This window comes from Xenorhabdus eapokensis (genome assembly GCF_001908105.1).
Window position 1 is genome coordinate 39219 of sequence record NZ_MKGQ01000004.1, and the last position, 14390, is coordinate 53608.

The following is a 14390-nucleotide window of genomic DNA, read 5'->3' on the forward strand; positions in this document are numbered from 1 at the left end:
GTATATTAGCTCACAAGCCCTACATATTGTGATTTAATGTAATTAAATCACTACATATAGTATTTATGCACAAGATTATCCACACTAAAGCAGAAAGTGAGCTTTCATCTCATTTTGGCCTGTGGATAACATATTGAGGAGCTTTATCGTGAAAATGGTTGTGACGCAACAGGATGAGGTTATTAAGGGCAATACCTGCGAACAAGCCTCTCATACATGGCACGATCGACTCGATCAAGATATTCGAGGCTTGATCGAGCAAAGCAATTTCCCTCTTCTTAATGAAAATGCCAATAAAGACAGCAAGGTCATTCCAACCCAGCGTGATTTATTGGCTGGAATTGTCGCCCGACAATATGCCAAGCAGCATATGTTGCCACACGATGTGGTGCAGGCACACGAGAAAGGAGAAATTCACTATCATGATCTGGATTACGCCCCGTTTTTTCCTATGTTCAACTGTATGCTGATCGATTTGCAGGGCATGCTGACTAACGGCTTTAAAATGGGCAATGCGGAAATTGAACCGCCCAAATCCATTTCTACTGCCACTGCGGTCACTGCCCAAATCATCGCACAAGTTGCCAGCCACATTTATGGCGGCACAACCATTAATCGCATTGATGAAGTCCTCGCTCCTTTTGTGAAGGCCAGTTATGACAAGCATCTGGCAATTGCCAAAGAGTGGAATATTGCCGATCAGGCTGCCTATGCAGAAGCCCGCACCGAAAAAGAGTGTTATGACGCCTTTCAGTCTCTGGAATATGAAGTCAATACACTACATACCGCCAATGGACAAACGCCGTTTGTCACTTTCGGTTTCGGATTGGGAACAACCAAAGAAGCCCGCTTGATTCAAATCTCAATTCTACGCAACCGCATTGCGGGTTTGGGAAAAAACCGCAAGACCGCGGTCTTCCCCAAACTGGTTTTTACCATTCGTGATGGATTGAATCACCGGTTTGGAGATCCCCACTATGACATCAAATTACTGGCGCTGGAATGTGCCAGTAAACGCATGTACCCCGATATCCTCAATTATGATCAAGTGATCAAAGTAACGGGATCGTTTAAAACGCCAATGGGCTGCCGCAGTTTTCTCAGCGTGTATGAGGAGAACGGCCAGCAAATTCACGAAGGGCGTAACAATTTGGGGGTTATCAGTTTGAATCTTCCCCGCATTGCGCTCGAAGCTAAGGGCAATGAGGCTGATTTTTGGCAAATTTTGGATCAACGTTTGTTGCTCGCTAAAAAAGCACTGATGACCCGAATTTCTCGCCTCGAAAATACGAAAGCGCGGGTTGCCCCGATCCTCTATATGGAAGGTGCCTGTGGTGTCCGCCTGAAAGCAGATGACAATATTGCCGATATTTTCAAACACGGCCGTGCTTCCATTTCATTGGGCTATATCGGCATTCATGAAACAATAAATGCGTTATACGGTAATCACATTCATCTGTTTGATGATGAACAACGCCAACAGAAAGCTATCTCTATTGTTAAACGCTTACGTGAGGCCGTCGATCAGTGGAAGCAGGAGACGGGTTATGGGTTTAGTTTGTACAGTACGCCAAGCGAGAATTTATGTGATCGCTTCTGCCGTTTGGATACCGCTGAGTTTGGCATAATCCAGGGTGTCACCGATAAGGGCTATTACACCAACAGCTTCCATCTGGATGTGGAAAAGAAGGTCAATCCCTATGATAAGCTGGACTTTGAAGCGCCCTATCCACCATTAGCAAACGGGGGTTTTATTTGCTACGGCGAGTATCCCAATCTGCAACATAATTTGAAAGCGTTGGAAGATGTCTGGGATTACAGTTATTCACGTGTGCCTTACTATGGCACCAATACGCCTATTGATGAGTGTTATCAATGCGGTTTTACCGGTGAGTTTGCCTGTACCAGTAAGGGATTCACCTGTCCTCAATGTGGCAACCACGATCCAGCCCATGTTTCAGTTATTCGCCGTGTTTGTGGTTACCTCGGTAGCCCGGATGCCCGCCCATTCAATGCAGGTAAGCAGGAAGAAGTGAAACGTCGCGTGAAACATCTCGGCAATGGGCAAATAGGTTAATAGTATGAATTATCATCAATATTATCCGGTTGATGTGGTGAATGGCTCCGGAACTCGCTGTACGCTGTTCGTATCAGGTTGTTTGCATCAATGCCGTGGTTGCTACAACCAAAGTACATGGCGAGTCGACTCAGGCCAGCCTTTTACACAAGCAATCGAAGATCAGATCATCACTGACCTGAAAGATAGCCGCATTAAACGACAAGGTCTGTCACTGTCTGGCGGTGATCCTCTGCACCCCCATAATGTTCCCCGCATACTGCAACTGGTTCAACGTGTACGGAAAGAATGCCCAGATAAGGATATCTGGCTATGGACAGGTTATGTTCTTAATGAATTAAGTGAAGCTCAACAGGAAGTGATCCGTTATATCCAAGTGGTGGTGGATGGGAAATTTGAACAAGCACTGTATGATCCTTCGTTAATCTGGCGGGGCAGTCATAATCAGGTTATCCACTATTTTTAACGCTGCCAATGCAATTTTTTGCCAAAACCAAGGGTATTGTTCACCATTTTGACTTCATTGAGATTGAGCTGCCAGATTGGGGATTTGGCTGCCAAAGCGATGGGAAAACGGCGGCAATAACGTGCTCTGGCGATGGTTTCAGCTTCACCGGTCAATGGAATGACTTCACCACGAAATTGAACACCCTTGATTTGCGCGATATTGCGTGTCTGGCCGGCAACCGTGCCTGCAACGATAGAATTATTTTGCATCATCTGGCCGTGGCGGGTTTCCGGTTCAGTCATAAACCAGAATGCCATGCTATCAGTATCAAAGACATAAAAGCAGTTTGCACACCATAAATCCTGGGCGGAAGATGTGCAAAGAGTAAATACATGCTGCCTGGCAAGATATTGACTAATTATTAAAATATCTTTATTTAAATTCATATATTTCCATATCGTTATTTTAATCAAGCCATAACAGAATACGATAGGCGCCTTATCCAGTTACGTATTCTGTATTCGACTCAATAAACCCTGAGGTCTGTATAGAAACACTATAAATTATTTATAAATTTCGGCAACTCCACTGAGTTGATTCTGACCATTTGCAGACACAATACGGAAATAAGTTGCGCCGGCTTCATCAGCTTTTTTGGATAATTTTGCAGTTAGGCTATCTAGTGTTTCTGCACCACTAACTGAAACAACTCCGATTTTTTCTCCCTTAACATTCTGAACTTCCGTGGCAGCAAAAGAACCGAAAGAAAGCGCACTTAATGCTAAAACAGCGACGATATTTTTTACATTTTTCATATTTTGTTCCTCTACTCATTTTTAAAATGGAGTTAATCTTTTGTAATTGTGAGCATGTTATACGCTTGTTCAGAATATTATAATTAGCAATTATTGTTATAATATTTCAATTTTTTTGAACAAGAAAAGTAGTTATTGGGTAATGATCGATATATAATTCAATAAATTCATTTTGTTATATTAAAATATCAGCAAAAAATTCAACTTAGAATTAAACTTATTACTGAAACATGCATTAATTTTCCATATAAATTAAATTACTGAAATTATTAAAAATAAATAATGAATATTACAGTATCTCACTGGTATATCTATCTGATCAGAACACGGGATGGGAGCCTGTATACCGGAATAACGAACAATATCGCTTGTCGATTTAAGCAACATGCAGCCGGCAAAGGCGCAAAATACCTGAAAGGAAAAAATCCTTTGACTTTGGTCTATCAAAGTCAGGTAGGGAACAAAAGCGTGGCATTAAAAATGGAATATCGCGTAAAAAAACTGAGTAAACAGCAAAAAGAAAGACTGGTTATTGACCAGCCTCTCTGCATAATAACTTATTTAACAAGCATCAATTCATCTAAGAGATTTCTCACTCAGGTTATGACCACAGGTGAGCAAAATAAGCAGGATAAGTAACCTGCCCATGACAGTCTCTCTGTGAAATCTCAGCCAGGGGATAGATCAAGAAATAGTCCTCACAATCAGGCCATTGGCAAGACACTTGATATTCACTGGCAAGTTTAAAACCAAAACGGTAGTAGTATTTCGGTTCCCCCAGTACGACAACCGCTACATATCCAAACTCGTTCAGGCTATCCAGTCCTTCATAAACCAATTTTTCACCAAGTCCATGACAACGATACGGTTCCGCCACAGCCAATGGCGCCAAACCTACCCATTGATGATCTTCACCATTGATATCAACAGGCGCGAAACCGGCATAACCAATCACATGGCCTTCATCGTCGGTCGCAACAATGCCTAGTGTCAATAAACCCTCTTCTCTTAGTTGATGAATTAACTCAGCTTCTGCCGATGTTTCAAAAGATTGACGCAGTAAACGATCAATCCCCATAGCATCAACAGGAATTTCGACCCTGATTAACATGACGATAACACGCGATCGTTCTGATCAGCGCCCTCTTTCTGTCCCACTTTGATCAATTCAGCCAGCCGCAATAGACCAAAGTGAAGGATGGATGGCATAGATCCCATTCCAACGGAATCCAGCAAATTTTTCACATGTAATCCCAATTCTGTATTCCCTTCAACCCGTAAACGATGCTGAAAAACAATGTATCAGGAAAGTGATTATCTTGTACACTGATAGCCCGTGTCAGCCAGGCTCCCGCACTTTTACCTTCACCAGCGGATACAAAATACCCGCACCCATCAGCCAAAAAACAGTTTCAGCACCTGATGCTGTAAGAGGTAAAAAGATTACTCGCAATGGGAAAATTGATAATAAATCCCTTATCACAAAACGTCTACAGGGCAAACCGGCAAAAGCCATACATGACAATCAAATTGTGATTTGATGAATATTATGAAGAGAAAAACCGTTTAATACGCAGGGTGATACAACGAAATTCTTTATTACGTAGCATACCAACCAAAATGCCCAAAACCATATACATCACACCAAGCAATAACATCATGCCGATATCTTTGTATACATTGTGCAATGGCAAGCCCATTTGATTAACGCCGGCAATTGCTTTTGTCGCCCATGTCGAGGGCAATGCCGATGAGATCACTCTGACCCACTCAGGCATCGCCTGAGGCGGCCAGATGGTGCCAGAGATATAGAAGATCGGTGTAGTAATAAAAGCCAGGGTTAAATAAATCATTTCCACGCTGCGCAAGCATTCTGTCACCAATTTTCCTAACCCTAATACGGCTAACAGGAATGGGAATGTCAGCAACAGCACAAGATAAATCGGCGCATCTTGCCGATATCCCAATATCCACGGCCATAGGATAAAAAAGATCACAGATAAGAACAGCCAGATAGGGATCAGAGCGGACAATGTTCCCAAATAGACTGGGAGTGGCGGGTTGTTGCCCTTGGGCGTTTCCCGTAGGGTAATACTGACGCGGACACACGCAATCAATAAGGAGTGCTGCAATAGCATGACCAATAAACCTGGAAAAACTATCGCAGCATAGCTGATGCCCGGATTAAATAATGCAACGGTTTCACCCCGAATCGGTTGCAGTAAGATTTTCACTTGCTCAATGCTGAAACCCGATTTCAAAAGCAACATGCCGTTGTATTCTGACAAGAGTTGTTGATAAGCCAGCGCTAAGTCCTGTTGGATCTGCCCATTGGCGAGACGATTTGTCGCATCACCATAAACCGGCACGGTGACATTCTGTCCGCTCAACAGGCGTTTTTCAAAATCCACGGGTACGATGATAATGGCGAATATTTTTCGCTGGAGCATGTCACGGCGAGCATTCTCCAGATTATTGTAGCTTTTGGTTTCCACCTTTGCCGTGGAATCAATATGACGGATCAGCACGCGGCTTGCATGGCTGTTATCCCGATCGATGACTGCAACCGGTAAGTCCCACAAAGAAGGATGGATGTAAACCAAGCTCATCACACATAACGAAACCATCAGTAGCAACCACATGGGTTTTTCCAGCATCCCCAAAAATACATTGCGAAATGTCTGCCAGTACAACGCCCAACTTGTTTGTCCATAACTTGACATTATGCAACTTCCTCTGATTGATTAAGTCGCTTCCACAAGCGATTGCGTACCAGAAGGCCACAAACCGCAGGATAGATCATCAATATCAGGCAAACATGCAAAATAATCTGTAGTGATACTTCCCGCAGAAAAATATCAAACATGGCATTCAAAGCATAGGTTAATGGCTCAAGCGTGGAGATAATCCTTGCAGGTAATACCATAGACAATACCGGCACGATCATGCCAGAAAACACCATCGCAATACTGACTAACATCCCAATCAAGGTATAGGCAGTTATTACACTGTTGGTGAAGGTAAACAGTAATAGGCCAATACTTTGTGCCGCAATCACATAGAAAAACCCAACAATCGGCATATACAAAGGATTACCCGCTACTTTTGCCGCCGAAAAAAGAACCAGCGCCGTAATTTCCACCATCAATAGCAGTGTGAAAATCAAGGTATAAGGCGCCAATTTTCCCAACAATGCGCCGATGAAATATTTCGCCTCCAAAAGCTGCTTTCCTCTGGCCATTGTGTAGATAGTACATGTGACGACAAAAAGTTGTAATAGATGAATGGTTGCCGCAAATTGCTGGTAATAAATATAACTGCCACTGGCGTTAAACAAGCTGTCATAGGACAGGGTTGCTTTAGCTAATGGAGGTAACGGCCGACCTATTTCGGAAGCAATGATGGTGCGATATTTTGCATTAGTTTCCGCCACCAATCCGCTGAAATCCTGAGTCGAGTAACGACCTGCGCCATAAAATAGGGCGTTGTAATACATACTTACCGTTGGCTGTTTCCCGCTTAGCGCCTGTTTTTCAAAATCTTCAGGGATATAAAGCAGGGAGTAATCCTGTGCCCTACGTAACCGTTCTATAGATTCTGGCAAGCTATTGTTATAAGACTTAATATTCGCATGGGGTGCAGCGTCCAAGTCACGGATAAAGGTGCGCGACAGCGTACTCTGGTCATTATCCACAACCGAAACAGGCAAATTAAACAGGGTTCCTTCTGAAAAATTAGCGCTAATTAAGATAAACAACAGTAAAGGGAACAGCCACCCCAGCCAGTGAAAAACCGGACTGTGCAGCGCAGTACTAAATTCTCGCGTAAATTCCTGTTCGAAACTGCTCCACACAGCTTTTCTATTCATCAGGATGCCCTTAATACTCTTACTTATTCCAGAGCCATAAGGCACTCATGCCCGGACGTAAGCCATCAACGGGTTGCAATGGGTATAACCGAACCTCAAACGTTCGCAGGTCAAAATCTCCCGTCGCACGGGTTGCACGTTTTGTCGCATAATCTCCCATTGGCGCGATATAACGGATTTCAGCCTCAATCTCTTCATTACCCAACGCAGGCACACGCAATGTAATTTTGTCGCCTTTACGAACGTGAGCCAAAATATCTTCACGCAAGTTATAGACGAAATAGGCCTGTGAAATACGTACCAATGTTGCCAGCGGGCTATTTGCATTAAAAAGTTGCCCCTCTTCTGCGGGTAATGGCCCAACTTCACCATTAACAGGGGCTTTAACTTGCAGATCATCGCGTTGTATTTTTAATTCACGCAGATTTTCTTCTGCTTCATTCAATGCGGCCTGAAGCTGTTGTCGTAATTCTATGCGGTCTCCATTTTTCCCTTCATCCAGCTCCGCTTTAGCCCCAAGCATTTTCTGATAGGCAATATTTCGTGCATTACGCGCATTATCCAAATCACTGGCAGATACATAGCCTTGGGTTGACACATTTTTGAGACGATCAAATTCACGTTGTGCATTTATATAGCCTGATTGAGCTTGCGCAAGAGCCGCTTCTAAATTTCGAATATTTTCCTCACGCGTCCCATGCAGGGATAATTCAAGTTTGGCTTTCGCTTGATCGCGTACCGCTTGCGCTGCGGCAACTTTCGCCGCCAGTTCAGGGCTATCAAGACTCACCATCAGTTGCCCTGCTTTGACTCTTTCCCCTCGTCCAATATGAACTTTAACGACTCGCCCCATCGCTTTGGAAGCAATGATAACTTCCGGTGCGTCAACCTCTCCCTGCAACAAAAGTTCCTGGCTGTGGGAACGGAAAAGCACAGCCATTGCGATCAGGAAAATGATCAATAAGATTGTGAAAAGTGTTCTTTTCTTCATTATGTTCTGTAAGCCCTAAGCGTACTATCAGGTCAAATCTATCAGGTCAAAACGCTCGATAAATTAGCCGCCCAGTCCGATGTTAGTCACAGTACCCGCCAAGATGTCAGGAACAGCATAATATCGCCTAAATATCCTCCACTGCCTAAATTTTAGCACCCCTGAGAAAAACCCCATGAATTAGTTATAAATATTGCTATTAGGCATATTAATGCTAATAAACAAGGAAATAACGGCACAAAATACCACAATAATAGTATTATATTTTTAACAAATGCAAAACATTTAACCTGTCACCACATAAAATACTCTTACAATCATTCCACCATCTTCTCTCGTTTCCGATTCTATTCAAACAAATCGGTTGATAATAAAAGTTATATTGATCAAAAAATGATTTTATGTTGGAATAAAAAACCCCACAAAGGCAAAATGTCAGATCAATAATCTGATTGTTAACTATTAAGTAAAATTTGTTAAGTATTTTGTGATATTTCAAATCAGGCAATGCCGTGTTGTCACCCTTTTATTGCGTCACACTCTGGCGTTTTTCTCTGATTACACGACTCATGGCAGACAGTAAATAGAAAGTAATATCCTGAAATGGATAGGTTTACTGTTGGCTATCGTCTGGTGTTTTTTTTATTGTTATAGGGTTATAGCTATGAACAAAAAATCCGATAAGCCGTGGCTACCACATCAGCAATACCTGGTGAAACGTGTAGCTTGGGTAAACATTGTGACCCAACTTGCGTTTCCCATTGCTGGTGTATTCACCCCCGCTATTGCTGCCGCTAAAACTCACTCAGCTTTTCAAAATGAAAAATGGGATTTACCAACAGAGCCTTATGTCCTGAAATCAGGGGAAACGGTCAAGATAGTCGCTAAACGTTATGGTTTAACTGTCTCTGATTTAAAAGAAATCAACCAATTACGTCTATTTGATAAGCCTTTTACCGCACTCGGAGTGGGTAGTAAGATTGATGTTCCAAAACCTCGAAACAATAAATTTTTGCCCTATAACTATTCCTCATCAGAAATCTCTTCATCAAAGCAACCTTTATTATTAAAACAATCCCCACCATTAGAAAAATTCTCATTAGACAAAACCGCTATTAAAGAAGACAAATCTTCTATTGATGAAAATTCTAGTCATCTGGCTGAGATTTCCTCTCGCATTGGTCAGTTGATAGCCAGTAACGACATTAAGGATAATGCAGTAAGCCAATTAAACAGTCTGGCAATGGGAGTTGCCAACCAGAAAATTCAAAATTGGTTGGGACACTACGGTACAGCCCGTGTACAACTTAATATGGATAGTCATGATCATTTGAATGACAGCCAATTTGATATGTTACTGCCGTTGTATGATACCTATCACCAGATGATTTTTACGCAGTTCGGCCTGCGCCATATCGATAAACGCAATACCGCCAATATTGGATTTGGACAACGTCATTTTTTTGATGATTGGATGCTGGGCTACAATGCTTTCTTTGACCACGATATCACTGGCAATAATAGCCGACTCGGTCTTGGGGCAGAATATGCCCGCAATTACCTGAAATTAGCGGCTAACAGTTACATTCGCTTAAGTCATTGGAAAGAATCCCGCCTGTTGACCGATTATGATGAGCGTCCCGCCAATGGCTTCGACCTGAAAGTGCAAGGTTATTTGCCTTCTTTACCACAACTCGGTGGTAAGTTGATGTATGAGCAATATTTCGGTGATGAAGTTGGGCTTTTGAATAAAGACCATCGCCAGAAAAATCCCGCTGCTTTTACTTTCGGGATTGATTACACGCCTGTCCCATTGCTGACTTTCGGCATTGATCGCAAACAAGATATGTCGGGTGGTGGGGAAACCCTGTTCAATATCGCGCTGAATTATGAGATTGGTACGCCGTGGGTCAAACAGATTGATTCAGATGCCGTAACGTTTAAGCGTTCTCTGCAAGGCAGCCGCTATGATTTAGTCGATCGCAACAACCAGATCGTTTTGGAATACCGCAAACGTGAAGTGATCTCTCTGGCAATAGATAATCTGATTATTGGCTATGCGAAAGAGACCAAACCTCTCCATATCAGTGTCAACAGCAAATATGGGTTTAAAGATATTAAGTGGGAGACAGCAGACTTTTTTGCCAATGGGGGTAAGATCCAACACCAAGGCGGCACACACTACCTGTTGACCTTGCCCAACTATCAATCTCAGGGCAACAACACCTACACAGTGGGCGCAACCGCTTACGATGAACACGGCAATGCATCCAAACGTGCCGAAATGAAAGTACAAGTGCTCCCCAGCATCGTTAACGCCAATAAATCCACCTTCTCGACAAAAGATAAAGAGTTATTGGCAGATGGTCATGCCACCACCCTCCTGATCTTAATGCTGAAAGATAAGGACGACAAACCCATCAGCGGAGTTGCCTCAGACATCAAATTGCTTTCAAGTGGGTTAAGTGGGAATGGCAGTGATCCGAAAATCGATCAAATGAAAGAAGTCCGTCCAGGTGTCTATGAATCTCAGCTTACTGCTGGCGAAAAGATCGGGGTACTGAAAATTACGCCGAAAGTCCATGGCATTACTATCAAGCCCGTCGAAGTCATGTTCGTCCATCCTGAAGCACCAATCGTCAAAAACTTGACCCTGGTTGGCAAATTAGAGATAGGGCAGAAATTAAGTGCCACCTATACCTTTAATGCCAATCATGGCGATAAAACGGATAAATCGCGTTATGTGTGGGGCAATAAAGGTAATATTGACATAAACAAAGGCCATACGATAACAGAATCAGGCACGATCCCTGACTATACGTTGACACTGGCAGATGCAGGTAGGGTGAAAGCGGTTTCGATCCAGGCACAAAATGCGATGGGGCGAATCGGAAATACTTTGAACGTTGATACCAGCATGACTGACGGACAAGGAAACCATACTCATGATGGAGGAAAAGGGGGGACTGTCAGAGGGCTTGCCGATAATATGGCGATCACGGTGAGTGCTGATAAGGTTAAAAAAGACGAACCGATCATACTGAAAATCAAAACGCTAAATCACGGCCAGCCCATCCGAAATGTCGCCGTCAGGGTGAAAGCTATTAAGGCACTGAATCGCCAGAATTTGGCTGAGAAAATCACGGCATTTATTAATGAAACAGAGAGTTTGTATCAAGGTGTTACGGATGATCAAGGTGTTTTATCTATTACCGTGACCGACCCGAAAGGGCTTGGTGTAAAGACGACGCTGTCTATCTCGGCAGACGGTACTGCTGCACCACAAACTAAAGATGTTATTTTTACTGTGGCAACCAGTCCGGACGTTTCCGTGGCTAATTTTTGGGGGCATATGGCTGAAACTGCAGTAGGTGAAAATGGCGTTGTCTTTTGGCGCCCTCTATTGAAGGCGGAGCAGGCCGCGCATCATGTATTCACAAATGACACTTTCCCTGAAAGCGGTGAAGTATGGCCGCGCCGTACCAACACAGGCGCAAACTGGTATTGTAAGCAACTAAAGAAAAAGTTGCCGACAAAAGACGACTTAATGGCGTTATATCGAGCCCATCCAAACAATGCAATGCATGACCAACTTGGTTGGCCTGAACATCGTTCCTATCGTTCTTCGACAGTAGGGAAAGATGAAAAAGGGAGAAATGAACATTACACTGTGAATATAGACGTAGGATTCGAACACGTTATCAATGATAAAGTCTATGATTACGCGATCTGTAAGGAATAACACAATGAGTTAGTCATTTTCAGCGAGTAACTCAAAAATCCGCCCCCTTGGGGTAACACTATTCAGTTAAGGATGTTTTGATTGAATGGGATAGCGGATTTTCGACAGACAAACGGCCCGATTTTTGGGCCGCTTTCTTTTCTCAGGCAAAATATATCGCTTGACCCTTTCCCTCAGTGCACATACTAAGCAATGTATTGATGAATTCGAACTCATCATTTAATTCATCATAAGCCTGTTTCACTTCTGGGTTTTGTAATGCTTTAGCTTTAAGGGCTTATAATTGACTCATTTTTTCACCTCTTTCATACGGCTTTTGGCTAAGTCTAAATCTTTCTTAGGTGTTTTCTGGCTCTTCTTAACAAAAGCATGGAAAATGGATACGCATATGCCTTTGCCCCTGACATCCATTGGTAGAGTGGACGACCACATTACTCCCAATATTGACGATGTTTAATTCAACCTTTGATAATAGCGGGTAAAATTTATTTACCGTTATTAATCACACACTTTGAACATAAAATGAAAAAATATGTACGAATTTAACCTCGTGTTGTTATTACTCCAGCAGATGTGTATCTATCTGGTGATCGCTTGGCTGCTGAGTAAAACCCCTCTGTTTATTCCCCTATTGCAAGTGACTGTCCGTTTACCGCATAAGTTGATGTGTTACGTGATTTTTTCCATCTTTTGCATTATGGGTACATATTTTGGGCTGAATGTTAACGATTCAATTGCCAATACCCGCGCGATTGGGGCGGTATTGGGTGGCTTTCTTGGCGGGCCAACCGTCGGAGCAATGGTCGGATTCACTGGCGGGCTGCACCGTTATTCTCTCGGTGGCATGACCGCATTTAGTTGTATGGTATCCACCATTGTAGAAGGAGTACTGGGCGGCCTGGTGCATATTTATCTGATGAAAAAAGGACAGCTCAATAAGTTATTAAACCCGTGGACGGCGGCCATTGTCACTTTCCTGGCTGAATGCACTCAAATGGGTATTATCCTCCTACTTGCCAATCCTTTCAGTGAAGCGCTGAGTTTGGTAAAAGATATAGCTGCCCCCATGATCATCGCCAATAGTATCGGGGCGGCCATGTTTATTCGTATCTTATTGGACAGGCGAGCCATTTTCGAAAAATACACCAGCGCTTTTTCTGCCCAGGCACTAAAAATTGCCGTCTGTACAGAGGGAATTTTACGTAAGGGATTCAATGAAGATAACAGTATGCGTGTAGCAAAAGTGATCTATCAGGAGTTAGAGATCGGAGCTGTCGCGATTACGGATAGGGAGAAGTTACTGGCGTTTATTGGTATCGGTTCGGATCACCATTTACCTGGTACTCCCATTGCTGCTAAACAATCTCATCGTGCCATTGAGAATAATGAGGTCGTGTACGCTGATGGCAATGAAACGCCTTATTGCTGTTCCCTTAGCCCAACCTGCAAACTTGGTTCCGCTCTGGTGATCCCTTTACGGGGGGAAAACCAACAGGTTATTGGTACGATCAAACTCTATGAAGCCAAGAATCGTTTATTCAGTTCCATCAATCGTACATTGGGAGAGGGAATTGCCAGCCTGCTCTCTGCCCAAATTCTTGCCGGACAGTATGAACGAAATAAACAATCTTTACTGCAATCAGAAATAAAGCTCCTTCACGCGCAAGTGAATCCTCACTTTTTATTTAATGCGTTAAATACACTGCAAGCGGTTATCCGTCGAGATAGCCAGCAGGCAGGCCAGCTTGTGCAGTATCTCTCAACATTTTTCCGTAAGAATTTAAAGCGACCTGAAGATATTGCCACGCTGGAAAATGAGCTAGAGCATGTAAACGCTTACTTACAAATTGAAAAGGCTCGTTTCCGTGAGCATCTCCAAATTGCTATCGAGATACCTGAATCCTTACACGATGCACGGTTACCGGCTTTTTCTCTCCAGCCAATGGTAGAAAATGCCATTAAACATGGCACATCACAGTTACTGGATACAGGAAGAATTACGATTAGAGCCTATCAAGAAGACCAATTGCTATTGGTGGAGATTGAAGATAATGCAGGGTTATATTGCCCCAAAAAAGTGGGGGATGAGGGGCTTGGGATGAGTTTAGTCGATAAACGTCTGCGGCTTCGTTATGGTAAACAGTATGGGGTGAGAGTTGATTGTCAGCCAGAAGAATTTACTCGTGCCATTTTGTGTTTACCATTAGAAAAAAAACAAGTTAACCCGAATTCTGGATAAGAAATTGACGAGAAGCCTGTTCCAGGAGCAAAGTTTTGGTGCACACCGAAAACAACTCCGAGGGGGAACAGGCTATGGACAAGTTAGTTGAAATTTTCTGTGATGTCGATGATTTTTGCCGTTTTTTCATTCCTCAATGGGAACAATTTTGTCTTGAGAGTGGGCATCGTTTACGCCGCCGACAAGGTCATATGTATCCCAGTGAAATCA

The 14390-nt window shown here is 43.2% G+C and carries 13 protein-coding genes and 1 pseudogene; 6 read left to right on the forward strand and 8 right to left on the reverse strand.

Annotation, left to right across the window (positions count from 1 at the left end; all coding sequences use genetic code 11):
* Nucleotides 1-154: 154 nt before the first annotated feature.
* Together nrdD and nrdG are read left to right on the forward strand one after the other, a co-directional pair.
* The gene (gene nrdD, locus Xedl_RS04445; RefSeq protein ID WP_074022768.1) at nt 155-2077 is read left to right on the forward strand and encodes an anaerobic ribonucleoside-triphosphate reductase; all 1923 of its coding nucleotides are present in this window, start codon (nt 155-157) and stop codon (nt 2075-2077) included.
* A gap of 4 nt (nt 2078-2081) precedes the next feature.
* On the forward strand, nt 2082-2543 hold the full coding sequence (gene nrdG, locus Xedl_RS04450; protein WP_074022652.1) for an anaerobic ribonucleoside-triphosphate reductase-activating protein: 462 nt from the start codon (nt 2082-2084) through the stop codon (nt 2541-2543).
* On the opposite strand, the gene Xedl_RS04455 is transcribed toward nrdG, so the two are convergent.
* Entirely contained in the window at nt 2540-2971 is a 432-nt protein-coding gene (locus Xedl_RS04455; protein WP_074022653.1) for a YhbP family protein, read from the reverse strand. The two genes, nrdG and Xedl_RS04455, sit on opposite strands and share 4 nt — an antisense overlap.
* 117 nt (nt 2972-3088) lie before the next feature.
* Nucleotides 3089-3340: a multiple stress resistance protein BhsA gene (gene bhsA / locus Xedl_RS04460; RefSeq protein ID WP_074022654.1), complete on the reverse strand. Its 252-nt coding sequence runs from the start codon at nt 3338-3340 to the stop codon at nt 3089-3091.
* A gap of 288 nt (nt 3341-3628) precedes the next feature.
* On the opposite strand from bhsA, the gene Xedl_RS04465 reads away from it, so the two are divergent.
* On the forward strand, nt 3629-3979 hold the full coding sequence (locus Xedl_RS04465) for a GIY-YIG nuclease family protein (RefSeq protein WP_279625351.1): 351 nt from the start codon (nt 3629-3631) through the stop codon (nt 3977-3979).
* Here the strand turns inward: Xedl_RS04465 and Xedl_RS04470 are convergent.
* From Xedl_RS04470 to Xedl_RS04495, 5 genes are all read right to left on the reverse strand, one after another.
* Nucleotides 3942-4451 carry a GNAT family N-acetyltransferase gene (locus Xedl_RS04470; RefSeq protein WP_074022656.1) on the reverse strand — a complete coding sequence of 170 codons (510 nt, stop codon included), beginning with the start codon at nt 4449-4451 and terminating at the stop codon, nt 3942-3944. The two genes, Xedl_RS04465 and Xedl_RS04470, sit on opposite strands and share 38 nt — an antisense overlap.
* The gene (locus Xedl_RS04475) at nt 4445-4585 is read right to left on the reverse strand and encodes a hypothetical protein (RefSeq protein WP_208605025.1); all 141 of its coding nucleotides are present in this window, start codon (nt 4583-4585) and stop codon (nt 4445-4447) included. The genes Xedl_RS04470 and Xedl_RS04475 overlap by 7 nt, the downstream gene beginning before the upstream one ends.
* Before the next feature lie 302 nt (nt 4586-4887).
* Nucleotides 4888-6063, reverse strand: coding sequence for an ABC transporter permease (locus tag Xedl_RS04485; protein WP_074022658.1), 1176 nt, complete (start codon nt 6061-6063; stop codon nt 4888-4890).
* Entirely contained in the window at nt 6063-7208 is a 1146-nt protein-coding gene (locus Xedl_RS04490) for an ABC transporter permease (RefSeq protein WP_074022659.1), read from the reverse strand. The genes Xedl_RS04485 and Xedl_RS04490 overlap by 1 nt, the downstream gene beginning before the upstream one ends.
* 19 nt (nt 7209-7227) lie before the next feature.
* A complete protein-coding gene (locus Xedl_RS04495) occupies nt 7228-8199 on the reverse strand; it encodes an HlyD family secretion protein (protein ID WP_074022660.1) in 972 nt (323 codons plus the stop codon).
* 664 nt (nt 8200-8863) lie between these two features.
* On the opposite strand from Xedl_RS04495, the gene Xedl_RS04500 reads away from it, so the two are divergent.
* Entirely contained in the window at nt 8864-11941 is a 3078-nt protein-coding gene (locus tag Xedl_RS04500) for an inverse autotransporter beta domain-containing protein (protein WP_074022661.1), read from the forward strand.
* A 288-nt stretch (nt 11942-12229) separates the two neighbouring features.
* Here Xedl_RS04500 and Xedl_RS04510 read toward each other — a convergent pair whose 3' ends face one another.
* Complete coding sequence (locus tag Xedl_RS04510; protein WP_074022662.1) at nt 12230-12373, reverse strand: type II toxin-antitoxin system RelE/ParE family toxin; 144 nt, start codon at nt 12371-12373, stop codon at nt 12230-12232.
* 100 nt (nt 12374-12473) lie between these two features.
* Here Xedl_RS04510 and Xedl_RS04515 point away from each other — a divergent pair, with 100 nt between their 5' ends.
* Nucleotides 12474-14180, forward strand: a complete 1707-nt coding sequence (locus tag Xedl_RS04515) for a sensor histidine kinase (RefSeq protein ID WP_074022663.1) — start codon at nt 12474-12476, stop codon at nt 14178-14180.
* Between the two features lie 74 nt (nt 14181-14254).
* Nucleotides 14255-14390: pseudogene (locus Xedl_RS25040) on the forward strand (IS982 family transposase); the annotation flags it as partial.